This window comes from Pedobacter sp. MC2016-05 (genome assembly GCF_026239735.1).
In the GTDB taxonomy this organism is placed as follows: Bacteria; Bacteroidota; Bacteroidia; order Sphingobacteriales; family Sphingobacteriaceae; genus Pedobacter.
In genome coordinates, this window is sequence record NZ_JAPIVT010000001.1 from 255,944 (window position 1) to 273,525 (window position 17,582).

Here is a 17,582-nt window from a genome sequence, read left to right on the forward strand (position 1 = left end):
AGGTAACGCGTTTATTTCAAATTGTTTATTTGAAAGATAGAATAAAGGTTTGGAAAACAATGTTTAGTGTTTCATAGAGGTTTTCAGTCCCCCTTTTTGCTGCTCCCGGTGAAAAATCGGGATTCGCGACAATCGGGTTTATTTAACAAAGGTTGGTGCTTTTGGCGTACCAACCACTCAAACCCCTCCTAATTTAGGAGTGGAGTAGTACCGGCGTGGGCAAATTTTGCATCTATCATTGGCTTTATGGGTCAACCCACCAACTTAAATATTGATTTCAATGTGCAACAAGCATAGATCAACTCCCTTCCTTATTTCGAGGAGGGGCAAAGAGTATTTTTCATTGCCGGTTGGCTTCAGCCAACGGCCACAATTAATCTAAAAATATTTATCTTGGATAATTAATACAAAGGTTACATAGATTTTAAACTGCTATTCTAATAAAAATCTACTTTTGATTTTTTGTACAATCACCCCAAATATGAAACGAGCACTTATTTTAACAAGCATGGTATTTATTTTTACCACCTCTTTTGCCCAAAAATTTAACTGGAATAAAAATCAGGTGATCGCACATCGCGGCGCATGGAAAAAAAATAAATTTCCTGAAAACTCCATCGCATCCCTGAATGAAGCGGTAAGGTTAGGTTGTTATGGTTCGGAATTCGATGTATGGATGACCGCCGATAAAGTGCTTGTTGTAAATCACGATGCTGAATTTCAGGGCTTGACCATTGAGAAGGTTAAATACGAAGAATTGTTAACCAAAACCATGAGCAACGGCGAAAAAATTCCAACATTAGAAGCTTACCTTAAAGAAGGCAAGAAACAAAAAACAACCAAATTGATTTTAGAGATAAAACCTTCTCTGATTAGCAAAGAACGTGGTATTGAGCTTACAAATGCCTGCATCGATATGGTTAAAAAAGTTGGGGTTTTAGCGTGGACAGAATATATTAGTTTCGACTATGATTATTGCAAACGGATTCTGGAGGTTCTTCCAAAAGCAAAAGTTGCTTACCTGAGGGGAGAGATTAGCGCTGAACAAATGAAAGCAGACAAACTTACTGGCGTTGATTACCATTATAGCATCTATCAAAAAGATGGCTGGATAGAAAATGCACATAAATTAGGCTTGACAGTAAATGCCTGGACAGTAAACACTGCGCCAGAAATGCAATGGTTATTAGCGCACAATGTTGATTATATAACTACGAACGAGCCAGAATTGACTTTTGAAGAAATAAAAAAAGCACCTGCTACATTGGGGTGGAAGTTAAAATGGGCAGATGAATTTGATGACAAAGGCTTGCCGCTAAGTAATAATTGGGGTTATGATGTTGGTGGAAAGGGCTGGGGAAATAACGAGCTTCAATACTACACTGAAGCTGATACTGCTAACGCCAAAAATGTTAAAGGAAGTTTGAATATCACTGCAGTTAAAGCTGTTAAAGAAAGCAATAAATACACATCTGCCAGGTTGGTGAGTAAAAACAAATTTGATTTCAGATATGGCAGGGTAGAAGTGCGGGCAATGTTGCCAAAAGGAAGGGGTTTGTGGCCGGCGATTTGGGCACTTCCTACAGATTGGAGATACGGCGGTTGGCCGAAAAGCGGTGAAATAGACATTATGGAACATGTAGGTTATGAGCCCGATAGTGTTTATGGAACTGTACACACTGAGAAATTTAATCACGTACTTAAAACCCAGGTAGGCAAAGGCGTAAAGATAAATCCTTACAACACTTACCATATTTATGCTGTAGAATGGTTTAAAGATAGAATTGAATTTTTTGTAGATGATCAGAAATATTTAACCTTCAAAAATACAGGTAAAGGCCCTGCCGATTGGCCATTTGATCAAAACTTTCATGTGATTTTGAATTTAGCTGTAGGTGGAAACTGGGGAGGAAAAAATGGGGTTGATGATGCTATTTTTCCAGCAACCATGAAAGTGGATTATGTGAGGGTTTACCAGAAGTAGAGTTTTAAGTAATAATCACACGCATTCCCCTCACAAGTTTTTTGCAACAATAAAAAGACATTACCAGCAGAACCGCAACTTATTTATAATTTGAAAGGATCAAAATGATATCGTATAATTTATGGACTCCCGTAGAGAATTTTTAAAAAAGGCGGCGCTTTTCACTGGGGCTACGGGTATGGCTAATGCATTTCCCAGCTCGGTATTAAAGGCTATGGCAATAAATGCCGAACCTGGTAGTACTTTTTACGATGCCGAGCACATCGTGTTTTTGATGCAGGAAAACCGTTCCTTCGACCACATGTTTGGTAAAATGAAAGGGGTACGCGGCTTTAATGATCCTCATCCACACATCCAGCCCGATGGTAATAAAGTCTGGCTGCAAAAGGACGGTCAGGGTTATACTTATGCGCCGTTTCATGTAGATATCAATAAAACAAAAATTACCTGGCAAGGCGGTTTACCTCACTCCTGGAACGATCAGGTTGCAGCCCGAAACGGAGGACGTTATGATAAGTGGTTTCCTGTTAAATCGGCGATGACATTATCGTATTACGATAGAGATGATATCCCTTTTTACTATGCTTTGGCTGACGCATTTACCGTTTGCGATCAACATTTTTGTTCATCCTTAACAGGAACAACGCCCAATAGACTATTTTTTTTTACAGGAACAGTTAGGGGAGAAAAGAGTGCCAATCGTGTGGCCATAGTAAATAATGACCAGGCGGAATCGCAGAACAATGTGTTTGTCGATTGGCCAACCTTTCAGGAAACTTTAGAAGATAATGGTGTTGATTGGCGTATCTATCAAAATGAACTTTGGACTTCAAAACTTCCGGAAGGTGAGGTTGATGATTGGTTGGGCAACTATGGCGATAATCCTGTAGAATATATAAAAAGGCACAATGTTAAGCTTTCTGCTTATTTCAGAAAAAATGGCGATAAGACAGTTACACCAGCATTAACTCCCGAAGAAGTACAAGCTAAATATGCTAAATTATCTCAGCGGGATAAAAACCTGATTGATAAGGCTTTCCAAACAAATATTAGCGAGAAAGATTATTTAGCTTTAGCGCCATTCACATTCACTAACGATGAAGGAGAATCTGAAACGATAAATATTCCGAAAGGCGATATTTTTCATCAGTTTAGAAAAGATGTTGATAGCGGAAAACTTCCGGCAGTTTCTTGGTTGGTGGCACCTCAGCGTTTCTCCGACCATACGAGTTCGCCGCTTTATGGCACCTGGTATGTTAGTGAAGCGCTGGATATTTTAACCAAAAACCCTGAAGTGTGGAAGAAAACCATTTTCGTTTTAACCTATGATGAAAATGATGGTTATTTTGATCATCAACCCCCATTCGTTGTGCCGAACCCAGATGACAAGTCAAGCGGAAAGGTATCTGAAGGGATAAATTATGCAACGGATTTTGAGGGAAGAAAAGGCAGTCCGATTGGCTTGGGTTACCGTGTACCCATGGTTATTGCCTCACCCTGGAGCAAAGGCGGGTTTGTAAATTCGCAGGTCTTTGATCATACCTCTTCCTTAATGTTTATGGAGAAGTGGTTAAGTAAAAAGATAGGAAAAAACATCAAAAGTAATAACATTAGCGATTGGAGACGAAACATTTGTGGCGACTTAACGTCGGCTTTTCGGCCATATAATGGAGAGGAAATTAAATCGCCAGAACCATTAAATCGCGAAACCGTAGTCGCAAATATTGGTAATGCAAAAAATAAACCGGCACAGGTTGGCCCAACTGCTTTAAACAATAATGAGGTTGCGAAAATTAACAAGTTCGAATCTTTTTCAAGCCAAACTTCTACACATGCGCCAAAGCAAGAACAGGGAACAAAACCTGCTTGCGCCTTACCTTATCAAATAAATGCAGACGCTTCTTTTGTAAACAGTGAGGTAGAGCTCACTTTCCAATCTGCAAAACCGCTTTTTGGAAATGAAACCGAACCTGTTGGTGTACCTTTTACTATGATTACTACAGAAAGTTTCAAGGGCGTTAAAGGCAAAGTTTGGGCTTACGCCGTTAAAGCTGGAGATAAATTATCAGAAAAAATTAATGTTGAAGACTTTGATAATGGTATTTACGATTTCCGAATTACTGGTCCGAATGGTTTTTACAGGCACTTTAGAGGGAATAAACAAAATCCGCAAATATTCATAACGGCAATGTCTGAACAAATTGGACTGGTGAGCAAAAAGTTAACTGGTAATTTGATTTTTACTATCGAAAACAGAAGTTCAAGCGCCATAAACATTCAAATTCTAGATAACAAATATAAATCTGCCACCAGAACTGTTTTGCTTAAGCCAAAAGCCACCACCAATTTGCTATCAAACGTTTCAAAAAATGGTGATTGGTACGATTTCAGTATCATAAACGCAGGTAATTCAATTTTTAAACATCGTTATGCAGGGAAAATAGAAACCGGGGAAATTACGACAAGTGATCCTTATATGGGTAATGCGTAAAAACTGCGCCCATTTATGATCGATGGTTTTGGAAAGGAATTATATTCATTTTGTTTAGATGTGGGGCAATCTGTTTATCAAAAAGATGAAATGTTTAAAGTTTCGTTCGGATTAAAAATAGCCCCCGATTTTAGTCGGGGCTTTACTATTTATAAATTTTTATTCTAAAACGTTATTGGCAGCTCTGCCTGGGTTTTATCCCAGCCGATAATTAGATTTGCGCCACCATCCTTTGCAACAAAAGTTAACGAAAAGTACTCTATTGGTTTTGCTAATGCTCTAACAGGTACATTTGTCCTCACAACATCCTTGGTTTGATCATAAGAAAAAGCGCCCCATTTATCTGTTTGGCTATTTACAATGATTGTCCAGCTGTCTTTATTTGGAATGGCAAATAAACTATACGTGCCAGCTTTTATTTTTTTTCCTCCAATGGTTACTTTTTTGAAAAACTGAACTTCGGTATTTTCATTAGCACCGAAACGCCAAACCTTTCCATACTGCTCTAAAACACCAAAAATATCACGACCTTTTCGCTGCGGCCGTGAATAAACAATTTTGATGACCGGCTTTGTGGCATCCTTCGCTTTTGGAGCATTTAAAGGAAAGTAAACTATATCTGCCGGACTCGGATCTGCCGCCGGAAACCTAACCTCATTTGAGGAGGTTTCTTGAGCTTTTACTCCGAAGCAGAAAAGAGCGAAAACAACAATGAATATTCTTTTCATTTGCTGTATGAGTTATTAATGTTTAAAAAAGGGATGTTAAACTAATTCGGGATGGATTAGTATTTTCTGCCTTTTACTATCGCATTTAAAAATAAGCCTGCAGTTAACAAACCCAAAACGCCCCCTAATAATGCGAAAATATAATTCTGCGTAATTACAGCTCCAGTTAAAATCCCGAAGAATAAACCTAAAGCATAATATAACCAGTTGAAATTATTGCTGCTGTTTTCTTGTACACTCATGTTTTTTGTTATTTGGAGGCAAAGTTAATATTTATTTTAAAATTTGGTTCTTCAATGATTATCAATATTCATAATTAATTGTCAATTCTACTTAACTGGTAACCATCTTTTTTCAAATAGCGTATTAAGTCGGGCAGGCGGTCGTAAAACTTATCCTTTCTTTTGGTATCAGTGCCAATGTGTAACAACAAATAAAATCCGTTTAAGCCATTGGCCTTTTGTTCTTTGAAGTTGGTAATGGATTTATAGATCTCGTCTGTTGTACGATAACTGGTGCCCATTTCAGGAAAGGTGTAATCTGCATTAGATCGGGTTCCTGGTGTAAAGTTGATAAGCTGCAAGCCTTTTAAATGGGTCCAGCTGGCTATCTTTTCGTTGTACCACTCATATGGAGGCAGAAAGTAGGATGCATCACTTTTCTTAATTCCAAAACTGGTCATCGCTGCGTAATTCGCATCCAAATCTTCATCAAATTGTTTTTGGGTAACAAGCAGGCTATCGCGATTTTTCCAGTCGCAGTAAAGCAAATGTTTGTCCGAATGTGCTCCCAGATAATGCCCGGCCGACTTTAATCTTTTTATAAGTAATTTAAACTTGGGGTTTCTATAAAAATTTCCGGTCAGAAAGAACGATGCTTTTATATTTTCATCCTTCAGCGTTTGGAGTATTTTCTCTCCGCCATCAGCAAATTCATCACCTGTAAACATCAGCGAAATCTTTTTCATAGTCGAATCTCCGCGAATATTGGCACCTAAGCTGTAGGTTTTGTTGCTGGCTGTTTTCGCCTGAGTTTCTTTTGCCGCCATCAGGTAAATTAACGAAGCCGTACCATCCATGGTGGGTTCGTTGGTACTGTAATCACCATAATCATCGTGATAAACAGCTAAGTCGCTTTGAAATTCGGCGTATTCATCAGCCTCTGATAATTTGATGCCAATTAAACTATTGTAGATGTTGGTGTAAACCGGGCCGTCAACTAAACCTCCGTCGGTGGGATAATTTTTTAAATGGGTAAATGCCGAATGTGGGTCGGCAGGGGTATCATCCCAGTTGGGCAAACCATAAACCATGCTTGTTCCCCATGGATTACAACCAAAAATCCAGTCGAAGTTAGCTTGCTCTAATGCGGTAAACTGATTATCTCCCGTTAATTCTTCATACCATTTACATTGCATGGCAAAGGCCACGGTTAAATTATTGCTACACCAGATAAAAGGGACGCCACGATAAAAGGCATTTGTTTTTGCCCGAGCCCAAACTTGCTCGATCCCTTCCTTATAATAGCGTTCAATTTTCTGTCTTTCTGCTCCGGTGAGTTGTTTCGCAAGTTCATAATGACCGAGGTTGATGAATGGGTAATATTGATAATGTGCTGCGGTATCTTTAGCTAACCAGGGTGTTACTTTTTCCTGGTCGGCGTAAGCCATCGCCGACTTAGATGCTTTTAAATCTGTCTCTGCAAAGCCAACTGAAGCCATAGCCAGTTCCATATCGTCAACCCAATTGTCTTCCGCATAAATATAGGGCGATTTAACAGATGCAGTTTGCGTAACGCCCGGTTTCTGCAGTGCGAAACTCAATGCAGAGTTCCCTTTCCTGGCAAGCAGAACCGAGTATTTCTGATCGGTACTATTAAATAATTTTGCACCTAAATTAAAAGCGCTGGCGAACTTTGCTGCGGTAGAACTTGTTCCCGTTGTGGCATTCAAAAATTTGCCACGTTGCTGCGGTTTACCGTTGATGAAATATAGCGGTCGTTCGAAGCCCTTTCCGTATTGGCTATCTTCTTTCGGAATTCTCATCGAAATATGGTCACGGTCATCGGCCAACTGGTTAAACATCACGTTTTCCTTCGGATGCATTTTTAAAAGCCAATCCAATCCCCATTTTGCTTCGTCCAAAACATCGGCCTTGCCGTTTTTTCCGTCTAAACCGTTTGCTTGTTTTTCATCCGTAAAAACAGCAGGAAAATCCCGATAGGCCATCAGTAAATGATAAGTGGCATTGGCCGAAGTGGTGGAATATTGGAGATAATCACTCGCATCATGCCAGCCGCCAGAAGCATCGAAATGGGTACTATCTTTTATTCCAGCTTTAGCGCCGTATAGCGAAAAACCATCATGGGTATGGCAGCTATCTTTTAAATAAGGATTAAAACCACTCCTTTGCTGGCGCATGTAACGAAGACAGAAATCGGCCGCACCTTTGTAAACATCATCGTTAATAATAACCAGCGGCGATAAAACACCATCGGCCTTGATGTAAAATCTCCCTGATTTATTAAAGCCAGAAAAATTAATTCGTGCAGTTTGTTTGAAAGGGCCATAGGCGCCGAATGGTTTAACGTTGAGCGAGGTGTAAACAACCTTTTTAGTTTTTTCCTCGATCAACTCAAACAAGGCAGGAGTTTGATCGGATTTACTAGCCCAAACCGCCACCTTTGATCCATTTACCGGATAACCAAGCAGGTTAATCCTGATCCAGTTTTGCTCCCGATTTTTATCCCGAAAGGAGAATAATGAAAGAATACATAAGAGCACTAACATTAATAGAGAAGCCTTTTTCATCATAGCAAAATTTTTATAGCCTTAAAATTAGGCTTTTATCAAGATAATGTAAAAGAAGTAGTATTTGATTTGGAAGTTAATCAAACGATTGATTAATTTTGTGCCATCAAAAGATGAAGACAGAAAAAGTAGATAAAAAACAAGCCATTTTAGATGCAGCCGAAAAACTGTTTTGCGAAACAGGATATGAGGGCACGTCAACCAGGCAGATTTCAAAGGAATCTGGAGCCAACATGGCAATGATCAATTATTATTTCGGGTCGAAAGAAGGAGTTTTTATAGAAATAATGAATAATCGCATTGAGGGTTTCGCTTCTCAATTAAAGATTATTAATGAAGATAAAATATCGTCCTTAGAAAAATTGCACAAAGTGATTGAAGGTTATGCAAACCGGATATTTTCGAACATTGCATTTCACAAAATGATGCACAGAGAGCTTTCCCTTACTCAACGGCCAGATATGTATGATAAGATTAAAAATGCGATGAGTAGAAATATGTCGCTTCTGGACAGGATTATTATAGATGGAATTGAAGACGGAAGCTTCGGCAATGTTGATGTGAGGATGATTATTGCCACCATTATGGGGACCTTAACAAATGTTGTAATTGCTCCACATAAAATTTCTAACGATAAAGCGATCGACTTATCTAATCCAAAAGAGAACAAAATTATTAAAGAGCGAGTAGTCGCCCATTTGCAAAACCTTGTAACAGTTTATTTAACATCAAAAAAATGATACCCAAATCGATTAGATTAATGCTTGCGGCATCATTAATTCCTGCAGCCTTATTTGCTCAAAGCTCAAAGGAGTTAACCATCAATCAAGCTATTGAACTTGGCATTGCCAATAGTAAAAACCTAAAACTTTCCCAAAACAAAATAGACCAGGCGGTGGCGCAATTGGAAGTGGTAAAAGACAATGTTCTTCCAACGGCCAATGCCAGCTTTATGTATAATCATGCCGAAATACCAACGCATACTTTTAGTTTAGGCGAAGGTGCAACTGCCTTTAATTTACCCCGCAGAGCCGATGCGTTTGTAGGTACTGCAGCCGTACAGGAGCTGGTTTATGGAGGAGGAAAGTTAAAATACGCAAAAGAATCGACCAAATTATTAGCAGATGTTGCCCGTTTGGATGCCGATAAAAGCAAAGAGGAGATTACTTATGCGGTAATTAACACGTACTATAACCTGTACAAAATTGAGCAAAGCAAAAAGGTGGTTCAACAAAATTTAGAATCAATTGCAGCACAAATTAAACAGGCACAACGGTTCTTTGAGCAGGGCATTGTGACTAAAAACGATGTATTGCGATTTCAGTTGCAACAGGCTAACGTAACCCTTACGCAAATGGACATAGAAAGCAATCGCAAAGTAATTAACTATAATCTCGATATTTTGTTAGGCTTGCCCGAAGATACCGAAGTTAAAATTGTAGATCCGTCAGCAGGTTTGAAAACAGCAAGTTCGCTGGCCGATTACATAAATCTGGCCATGGCAAATCGCCAGGAGTTAAAACAACTTGATGTTCAGAATAAAGTTGCTGACTATAACATCAAAACCATTAAAGCCAATACTTTACCAACCGTTGGCGTAGGTGCGAATTTGTATTATATCAATCCGAGTGGCAGTTTTATCCCTCCGGTAAATCAATATTTGTTACCAGTAACAGTGGGCGCAACCGTTTCATGGAATATTGGTAGCCTATGGACAAACAGAAATAAAGTGAGTGAAGCTAAAATTCAACAGAGCGAAATTTCTATCCAGAAAGATATTCTATCGGACAATGTAAAAACCGACATCAATAAAAACTTTCAAAACTATCAGGTAGCAATGAACAAGATCCAGGTGTTGGAAACTTCTATTGCTCAGGCTACTGAGAACGATAAGTTATTGGCTTCGAAATACAAAAACAATGTGGCTTCAGTTACCGATAGAATTGATGCTGAAACTTTACTATATCAGGCAAAAATAAACTTAGAAATAGCAAAAGCCGACGCTGGTTTGGCTTACTACACCTTATTAAAATCAACAGGAAAAATAACGCAATAAATACAGCAATGACAACTGAGAAGAAAAAAAAGAATTTAGTAGTACCTATTATTTTAGGTGTTTTATTAGTTATAGGTATCATATTTGGTATCAAAGAATGGACTTATTTTAGCAAACATGTAGATACCGACGATGCCCAAATTGACGGAGATATCAGTCCTGTTGTTGCCCGTGTAGGGGGTTATGTAAAGGATATCAATTTTGAAGAAAATACTCATGTTACAGAAGGGCAAATTCTGGTGAAACTTGATGATGCCGATTATAAAGTAAAATTAGAACAGGCACAAGCTGGTCAGAAAGGCGCTAACGCTGGGGTAGGTGTAGCTCAATCGCAAATTATCGCGACACAAGCAAATACAAGTACTGCAAAAGCAAATGTTGATGCAGCGAAAGTGAAATTGAACTTAGCAAACAAAGACTTTGCCCGTTACGCAAATTTGGTAAAAGACGGTTCAATTACGCAGCAGGCATTTGATCAGGCTAAAGCGACTCAAGAATCTGCTCAGGCAGCTTATCGTGCGGCTGTAGATCAATATCAGGCTGCGGTTAAACAGGTTGGAACTACTCAATCTCAATTAGCGGTGAGCAGCAATGTAATTAGTCAACGCCAAAGCGATATTGATTTTGCAAAACTACAACTATCATATACTGATATTAAAGCACCCGCAAGCGGCATAGTGTCTAAAAAGAATGTTCAAAAAGGACAACTGATTCAGCCAGGGCAGTCGTTATTTTCTGTCGTAAACGATGGAAGTATTTATGTAACGGCAAACTTTAAGGAAACACAGTTGGAGAAAATTAAAACAGGATCAAAAGTTGAGATTGAGGTGGATGCTTATCCAGATGAGAAAATTGAAGGGGAGGTCTATAATTTTTCACCAATTACTGGCGCAAAAGGTTCGTTATTGCCTCCTGATAATGCTACAGGTAACTTCGTAAAAGTTGTTCAGCGTATTCCGGTAAAAATTAAAATTCATCCATCAAAAGAAATGTTAGCTAAACTACGCCCTGGAATGAGCGTTAAAGCTTCGGTTTCTACTAATTAATATCAAAATGGCCGAAGTAGGTTTAAAAAAATGGATTATCACATTTACAGTGATCACCGCTTCTTTACTGGAGCTGATTGATACAACCATTGTGAATGTGGCCATCCCACAAATACAGGGAAACCTGGGCGCTACCCTGGAGGATATCGCCTGGCTATCTACTGGTTACGCCGTTGCGAATGTAATCATCCTGCCGATGTCGGGTTGGTTGGGAAGTCGTTTCGGGCGTAAAAATTATTTCTTAACCTCGATTATTGTTTTTACACTCGTCTCATTTTTGTGCGGTAATGCCACATCATTAAATGAGCTAATTTTATTTAGGATTTTACAGGGTGTAGCCGGGGGAGGTTTAATCTCAACGGCACAAGCTATTCTGATAGAAACATGGCCTCGCGAAGATGTGGGTATTGCAACCGCCTTGTTTGGTTTAGGAGCTGTTGTTGGCCCAACCGTTGGCCCAACCATTGGGGGTTATATTTTGGAAATTGCCGATTGGCCTTGGATTTTCTACGTTAATATTCCCGTCGGGATACTCGCGGCCTACTGTACCTACACGTTTATTCGAGAAACGCCTAAAGATGGACAGGGTAAACCTGTTGACTGGTGGGGAATTGCCTTACTGGCCATAGCGGTAGGTAGTTTACAAACCGTATTGGAAAAAGGCGAGAGTGAGGATTGGTTTTCTACTCCATACATTACAGCATTAGCGGTAGTATCGGTTTTTGGGTTATTATTATTCATCTGGCGGGAAACTGCCACCGATCACCCCATTGTGAATCTTCGGATTATGAAAAAGCGAAGTTTCTCCATCGGGATGTTCACATCCTTTATTTTAGGATTTGGATTATATGGTTCTGTTTTCGTATTCCCGGTTTTCGCCCAAAACTTGTTAGGGTTTACCCCTTTACAAACCGGAAAGCTTTTCATTGCTGGGGGTATTTGTACCATTGCTATGATGCCTTTTATTGGTATTATGCTCAAAAAGGGTGTGCCAGCACAATTTATGGCAACTGGAGGAATGTTTTTATTCTTCGTTTTCTGTTGGATGTTAAGCAATTCTACACTGGCATCAGGAACAGGAGATTTTTTCTGGCCACTGGTAATCAGAGGATTTGGTATGGCATTGTTATTCGTTCCATTAACTACACTGGCGATGCAGGATTTATCTGGCGCTGAAATTGGACAAGGATCTGGTTTGAATAACATGAGCAGGCAATTGGGAGGATCATTCGGTATTGCGGCATTAACAACATTAATTCACGTTCGTTCAGGTTTTCACAGAAGTAGTTTACTGGCCAACATTAACGAATACAACCCCGCATTTATTCAAAAATTGAATGCCCTAACAAGTGGTTTTATGGCCAAAGGTTCATCCTTTATTGATGCTAAACTTATGGCAATGAAAGCAATTGAAGGAACTGTTATTAAGCAAACCATGTTGCTCACTTATAATGATGCTTATTGGGTGGCAGGATTAATTATGTTGTTCTCGATCCCACTTTTATATCTGCAAAAATTTAAGAAAAACGCAAATATTGTTACTGATGCACACTAAAGTTGGCAAAAAATTAGCGTAAAAAATATCAGAAAACAAAAACAGCCGGTGTATTTTATTACATCGGCTGTTTTAACCCAAAAAATTAACAATCAATGCAATGCCCTTAAACATTGCAAATGTTCTTATGTAGCCACATAGTAGCCAAATAAGATTCTAAAATTAAAAATTATTCTATAATTATCCAAATTGTAAGCCCTAGAATTTTAATACCTTATGCATTTTTTGTAGTATTACCGTATACAAAACTATTGTTTAAGCTATGCCAAAACTTCGTTTAACAACACAACGAGAATCAATTTTTAATAATGAGGTTATCTCAAAATTCGAACTCTTTAATAGTCTGTTTTTAACCCTTCCGTTTTATAAAATAAAGGATACCGGAACATTATTGCCCCTGTTTTTTAAGAGTTGCGAAGAAGGGATTGGAAGCGGCCAAAAACCAGCTCAAATTATCGAAGAATTTTTTGCCAAGTTTACAAGTTATATAGATAGGAAAGACATTATTGATTTACTATTCCGCTTCATTCAATACATAGAGCGCCAGGTTGTGCTTTTTGATGCTGTTGAAGACGCCTCATTTACGAAGTTAAACACTACAGATGAGCAAAGTACACTCGCTTTTATTTTAAAAAAGAATGCAGATAACAAGCCCATGTTGGCTAAAATTGAAAAACTTATCGATGAGTTATCACTACGTTTGGTTTTAACGGCTCACCCCACTCAGTTTTATCCTGGAAATGTTCTGGCAATTATTACTGATTTAACCAAGGCCATTCGCGATAACGATATTACGGCGATGAATTCTTTGCTGCAACAACTCGGTAAGACACCATTTTTTAATAAAAAATCGCCGACTCCGGTTGATGAAGCTTTAAATCTTGCCTGGTTTCTAGAGAATACTTTTTACTTCGCTGCTGCAAATATTCAGGAGGAAATCGATCAAAATTTAGATGAATATAATCTTGAAACAAAGAAGATTTTGGAGCTAGGTTTCTGGCCAGGGGGCGACAGAGATGGTAATCCAAACATCCATGCTGATACTACGCTGGAGGTTTCCAAGATGTTGCGACAAATCCTGTTCCGCTGTTATTATCGTGATTTTAGAGTAATTAAACGCCGCATTACCTTTAGGGGTGTTGAAGAAAATATTTCGAAATTACATGATGTGCTTTATCAGAATGCTTTTGATCAGAGCTGCGAACTGCATGATATTTCTGATGAGTTACGCGAAAACCTAAATAAAATTAAGGATACCCTCTTAAAAGAGCATGAAGGTTTATTTGTTGATTTAGTTAACGATTTAATCCGCAAAATTGATTTGTATGGCAATTATTTTGCTTCATTAGACATTCGCCAGGATAGCAGGGTGTTAAGAAGTGTTCATGCTTATTGTCGTCAAAATAAACCAATATCATCTTTATTCCCTGAAGATTACGATCAATTATCAGAAGCCGAAAAACTGAAGTTAATTTCTTTTAAAGAAGCCAAGCCTGTTTATGCTAGTGAAGGAGATGCTTTGATTGAAGATACCATTCAAACCATCAAAGAAATTAAGGGCATCCAGAGGCGCAATGGCGAAAAGGCTTGCCATCGATTTATTATTAGTAATTGTCAGCAAGCCAGCGACATTTTACAATTGATTGAGCTTTTCCTTTGGAATGGCTGGAGCAAAGATAACTTGACCATTGATTTTGTACCGCTTTTTGAGACTGTAAATGATTTGAAAGGTGCTGCGGTTATTATGGATACGCTGTATAGCAACCCGTTTTACAAAGCGCATTTGGGTAGCCGTGGAAATAAGCAAGACATTATGCTGGGCTATTCAGACAGTACCAAAGATGGTGGTTATCTAATGGCAAATTGGTCAATTTTTAATGGTAAAACCTCACTTTCTGAGGTTTCCAAAAAACATAATATTCAGCTGGCATTCTTCGATGGTCGCGGCGGTCCGCCTTCTCGTGGTGGAGGTAAAACACACCGTTTTTACGCTTCAATGGGGAAAGAAATTGCCAATAAAAACATACAGTTAACCGTTCAAGGCCAAACCATCAGTTCGCAGTATGGTTCAATTGAAAGCGCGGAATTTAATATCGAGCAATTAATTAATGCGGGTATTTCTTCTGGATTAAAAGAGAAACACAACGTTTTGTTAGACTCTGATAATAAAGCCTTACTTGATGAAATGGCCGATGATGGATACAAGGCATTCGTCGATCTACGCGAGCATCCTCTTTTTGTGAGTTATCTCGAAAAACTTTCTCCGTTGAAACTGCTTTCGCAAGCAAATATTAGCAGCCGACCAGTTAAAAGAAACGGTGGCGGGGAAATGAAACTGGAAGATTTAAGGGCAATTAGCTTTGTCACCGCATGGAGTATGCTGAAGCAAAATGTTCCTGGTTTTTACGGAATGGGAACGGCTATGAAAAACCAGGAGAAAGCTGGCAATTGGAGCAAAGTAGTTAAGGTTTACGAAGATTCTGATTATCTAAAGACCATTGTGGATAACTGCATGATGAGCATGAGCAAATCAGACTTTGTGATTACGGCTCATTTAGCTAATGATAAAACTTTTGGCGCTTTCTGGACTCAGCTACATGATGAATTCCAATTAACCAAAGAGATGCTTTTGAAATTATCAGGCCAAGAAACTTTAATGGCAAATTATCCAGTGGATAAAAAATCTATCGCTACCCGCGAAAAGATTATATTACCATTGGTTTTAATTCAACATTTCGCTTTGGAGAAACTGCAGCATGATCAAAATGAAAAGGATCAAACAGCTTTAGAAAAACTAGCGGTTAGAACGGTTTTTGGTATTGTAAATGCAGGTAGGAATTTGGCCTAAGAGATTTTGCCGCAGATTAGCTTAACACATAAGGCATTCAAGGAAATATAAGTTTTAGCTACCGAGGTCTGTGTTTTTCACAGACCTTTTTTTGCACTTGTCATTCTGAACGCAGTGAAGAATCCCCTCCCTAGTTGCAGAAAAGGAACGTTCAGAAATCATCCAAAATATGGTATTTTTTAGGCACAAGATTCTTCGTGTAACTCAGATTGATAATATGAATGGTCGTCACCCTGAATTCATTTCAGTATCTTAATGACAAGGCGGCCTAGCAGAAAAGATGCTGAAATAGATTCAGTATGACTGCTATCAACAAAGAAGATCACAAAAAACCCCTTGCGTTTCGCAAAGGGGTTGATATTTTAAAGCGCCTGATAAAGAAAATTATCTATCAATCGAGCCCATTACTTTCTGCCCGAAAGCGTTAAGTGCATCTTTTTCAGCCGCACCATCGTTTACCATCTGGTGCACCTCAAGTGCACCACAAATATTGGTAATCATTTCGCCAGCAACATCAACTTCATGCTCGCTAACCCCTCTAAACTCACAGAAAGCCTCTAAAACTTCCAAAGTCGTCTCCAATTGAGCAGGAGTGGTATTTTGAAATAATTGTCTTATAACCGGAATTTTCATTACTTAATCTTATTAAAAAGTTCAATTAAACCTTCCGCCTTGTTGGTTTGTACCTGATCTACCAAATTACCGCCTTCGAAAGCTGCAAACGTTGGTAAATTATCAACGTTTGCAAATTTGCGTGAGTTTGGAAGTTTTTCGGCATCAACAATTAAGAAAGCTACATCTTCATTTTCAGCAGCCAGCTTTTTAAACTTCGGTTTCATGATTCTGCAGTTTCCGCACCAAGATGCAGCATACTGAACCATAACTTTCGGGTTATCGGCCAAATACTGTTGAAGATTATCTTCTGTTAATTCTAAAAACATAACGTTTTATTTAATTAGTTAGCAGCTAAATATTCAGCAACGCCAGTTCTGTTTGCGTTCATTGCTTCTTTTCCTTCTTCCCAGTTTGCAGGACAAACTTCGCCGTGTTTTTGAACGTGCGCATAAGCATCAATTAAACGCAAATATTCTTTCACGTTTCTGCCAAGAGGCATATCGTTAACACTTTCGTGGAAAACTTTACCAGTTTCGTCGATTAAGTAAGTTGCTCTGAAAGACACATTTGAACCAGAGAATGATTCATTTCCTTCTTCATCGTAGTTAACTTCTTGATCTAAAATATCTAAAATTCCAGATAATTGTCTGTGTGTATCAGCTAAAATCGGGTATGTAACACCTTCAATACCACCGTTATCTTTCGGTGTATTCAACCATGCGAAGTGAACTTCGTTAGTATCGCAAGATGCACCAATTACAATTGTATTTCTTTTTTCAAACTCAGGTAAAGCAGCTTGGAAAGCATGTAATTCTGTAGGGCAAACAAAAGTAAAATCTTTTGGATACCAGAATAATAACACTTTGCTATTCTTATTTACAGCCTCTTCAAATACATTGATTTTCAAGTCATCACCCATGTCTGACATTGCATCAATACTAACACTCGGAAATTTTTTACCTACTATTGCCATAATTTTTGTCTTTAATTTTATAGCGCAAAGGTACGGCGAAAACAAGTCCAAATCAACCCGGATATAGTAATTGTTGATTGTATTTATTGATGACGATATAGTCAAAAACTATAATGATTAAAATATATATAATTTTTGATATTTGGCTTTGATTTTGTCGTCATTGCGAGGTACGAAGCAATTTTAAAGCACTGGGTTAACCGCGATTGTAGTAGGATTGCTTGGTACCTCAGCATGTAAGCCTATTCGGTTGCTGCTTATTAAAAGAATTTTCGCATCTATCAGGTTGGCTAATAGAAACCCGCAGGTCTTGAGATTAAATTAATGTAGGTTGCCAAGTTTACCATCCTCTTACCCCTCCTAAAAAAGGAGGGAAGTTGTTACTCTTAGGCAGATTTTCCTTAAAATTTTAGTTCAGTAGGTTAAACCTACCGCTAATAACTTAGGCAGCAATTTTTATCATGCAAAATCCAACTC

Annotated in this window: 13 protein-coding genes; 7 read left to right on the forward strand and 6 right to left on the reverse strand. The window is 38.6% G+C overall.

The window, feature by feature from the left end; translation table 11 throughout:
* Positions 1-481 precede the first annotated feature (481 nt).
* Positions 482-1,984: a glycerophosphodiester phosphodiesterase family protein gene (locus OQZ33_RS01130; protein WP_265797208.1), complete on the forward strand. Its 1,503-nt coding sequence runs from the start codon at positions 482-484 to the stop codon at positions 1,982-1,984.
* Positions 1,985-2,105: 121 nt separating this feature from the next.
* Positions 2,106-4,475: a phosphocholine-specific phospholipase C gene (locus OQZ33_RS01135; protein ID WP_265797209.1), complete on the forward strand. Its 2,370-nt coding sequence runs from the start codon at positions 2,106-2,108 to the stop codon at positions 4,473-4,475.
* A gap of 164 nt (positions 4,476-4,639) precedes the next feature.
* On the opposite strand, the gene OQZ33_RS01140 is transcribed toward OQZ33_RS01135, so the two are convergent.
* The 3 genes from OQZ33_RS01140 to OQZ33_RS01150 all read right to left on the reverse strand — a co-directional run bounded on the left by OQZ33_RS01140 (position 4,640) and on the right by OQZ33_RS01150 (position 8,015).
* Positions 4,640-5,203: a DUF2911 domain-containing protein gene (locus OQZ33_RS01140; RefSeq protein WP_265797210.1), complete on the reverse strand. Its 564-nt coding sequence runs from the start codon at positions 5,201-5,203 to the stop codon at positions 4,640-4,642.
* 56 nt (positions 5,204-5,259) lie between these two features.
* Positions 5,260-5,445 carry a hypothetical protein gene (locus OQZ33_RS01145; protein ID WP_056850620.1) on the reverse strand — a complete coding sequence of 62 codons (186 nt, stop codon included), beginning with the start codon at positions 5,443-5,445 and terminating at the stop codon, positions 5,260-5,262.
* A 74-nt stretch (positions 5,446-5,519) separates the two neighbouring features.
* On the reverse strand, positions 5,520-8,015 hold the full coding sequence (locus OQZ33_RS01150) for a glycoside hydrolase family 9 protein (RefSeq protein ID WP_265797211.1): 2,496 nt from the start codon (positions 8,013-8,015) through the stop codon (positions 5,520-5,522).
* A 110-nt stretch (positions 8,016-8,125) separates the two neighbouring features.
* On the opposite strand from OQZ33_RS01150, the gene OQZ33_RS01155 reads away from it, so the two are divergent.
* The 5 genes from OQZ33_RS01155 (at position 8,126) to OQZ33_RS01175 (ending at position 15,517) form a co-directional block, all read left to right on the forward strand.
* Positions 8,126-8,752 carry a TetR/AcrR family transcriptional regulator gene (locus OQZ33_RS01155; protein ID WP_265797212.1) on the forward strand — a complete coding sequence of 209 codons (627 nt, stop codon included), beginning with the start codon at positions 8,126-8,128 and terminating at the stop codon, positions 8,750-8,752.
* Positions 8,749-10,068, forward strand: coding sequence for a TolC family protein (locus OQZ33_RS01160; protein WP_265797213.1), 1,320 nt, complete (start codon positions 8,749-8,751; stop codon positions 10,066-10,068). The genes OQZ33_RS01155 and OQZ33_RS01160 overlap by 4 nt, the downstream gene beginning before the upstream one ends.
* An 8-nt stretch (positions 10,069-10,076) precedes the next feature.
* Positions 10,077-11,114, forward strand: a complete 1,038-nt coding sequence (locus OQZ33_RS01165; RefSeq protein ID WP_265797214.1) for an HlyD family secretion protein — start codon at positions 10,077-10,079, stop codon at positions 11,112-11,114.
* 7 nt (positions 11,115-11,121) lie between these two features.
* Positions 11,122-12,669 (forward strand): DHA2 family efflux MFS transporter permease subunit, encoded by a 1,548-nt coding sequence (locus OQZ33_RS01170; RefSeq protein ID WP_265797215.1) that lies wholly within the window; start codon positions 11,122-11,124, stop codon positions 12,667-12,669.
* 262 nt (positions 12,670-12,931) lie between these two features.
* On the forward strand, positions 12,932-15,517 hold the full coding sequence (locus OQZ33_RS01175; protein WP_265797216.1) for a phosphoenolpyruvate carboxylase: 2,586 nt from the start codon (positions 12,932-12,934) through the stop codon (positions 15,515-15,517).
* A gap of 384 nt (positions 15,518-15,901) precedes the next feature.
* Here OQZ33_RS01175 and OQZ33_RS01180 read toward each other — a convergent pair whose 3' ends face one another.
* Genes OQZ33_RS01180 through OQZ33_RS01190 form a run of 3 tightly spaced genes read right to left on the reverse strand, consistent with a single transcriptional unit; the run spans position 15,902 to position 17,105 of the window.
* A complete protein-coding gene (locus tag OQZ33_RS01180) occupies positions 15,902-16,150 on the reverse strand; it encodes a DUF6952 family protein (protein WP_265797217.1) in 249 nt (82 codons plus the stop codon).
* The gene (locus tag OQZ33_RS01185; protein ID WP_265797218.1) at positions 16,150-16,458 is read right to left on the reverse strand and encodes a thioredoxin family protein; all 309 of its coding nucleotides are present in this window, start codon (positions 16,456-16,458) and stop codon (positions 16,150-16,152) included. Before OQZ33_RS01185 ends, OQZ33_RS01180 begins: the two co-directional genes overlap by 1 nt.
* A gap of 14 nt (positions 16,459-16,472) precedes the next feature.
* Complete coding sequence (locus OQZ33_RS01190) at positions 16,473-17,105, reverse strand: peroxiredoxin (protein WP_025141704.1); 633 nt, start codon at positions 17,103-17,105, stop codon at positions 16,473-16,475.
* Positions 17,106-17,582 lie beyond the last annotated feature (477 nt).

Bases quoted from the DNA above. Each gene is read 5' to 3' on its own strand.
- OQZ33_RS01160 (WP_265797213.1), top strand. From the start codon at position 8,749: ATGATACCCAAATCGATTAGATTAATGCTTGCGGCATCATTAATTCCT.
- OQZ33_RS01175 (WP_265797216.1), top strand. From the start codon at position 12,932: ATGCCAAAACTTCGTTTAACAACACAACGAGAATCAATTTTTAATAAT.
- OQZ33_RS01165 (WP_265797214.1), top strand. From the start codon at position 10,077: ATGACAACTGAGAAGAAAAAAAAGAATTTAGTAGTACCTATTATTTTA.
- OQZ33_RS01140 (WP_265797210.1), bottom strand. From the start codon at position 5,203: ATGAAAAGAATATTCATTGTTGTTTTCGCTCTTTTCTGCTTCGGAGTA.
- OQZ33_RS01180 (WP_265797217.1), bottom strand. From the start codon at position 16,150: ATGAAAATTCCGGTTATAAGACAATTATTTCAAAATACCACTCCTGCT.
- OQZ33_RS01190 (WP_025141704.1), bottom strand. From the start codon at position 17,105: ATGGCAATAGTAGGTAAAAAATTTCCGAGTGTTAGTATTGATGCAATG.
- OQZ33_RS01130 (WP_265797208.1), top strand. From the start codon at position 482: ATGAAACGAGCACTTATTTTAACAAGCATGGTATTTATTTTTACCACC.
- OQZ33_RS01155 (WP_265797212.1), top strand. From the start codon at position 8,126: ATGAAGACAGAAAAAGTAGATAAAAAACAAGCCATTTTAGATGCAGCC.
- OQZ33_RS01145 (WP_056850620.1), bottom strand. From the start codon at position 5,445: ATGAGTGTACAAGAAAACAGCAGCAATAATTTCAACTGGTTATATTAT.
- OQZ33_RS01150 (WP_265797211.1), bottom strand. From the start codon at position 8,015: ATGATGAAAAAGGCTTCTCTATTAATGTTAGTGCTCTTATGTATTCTT.
- OQZ33_RS01170 (WP_265797215.1), top strand. From the start codon at position 11,122: ATGGCCGAAGTAGGTTTAAAAAAATGGATTATCACATTTACAGTGATC.
- OQZ33_RS01135 (WP_265797209.1), top strand. From the start codon at position 2,106: ATGGACTCCCGTAGAGAATTTTTAAAAAAGGCGGCGCTTTTCACTGGG.
- OQZ33_RS01185 (WP_265797218.1), bottom strand. From the start codon at position 16,458: ATGTTTTTAGAATTAACAGAAGATAATCTTCAACAGTATTTGGCCGAT.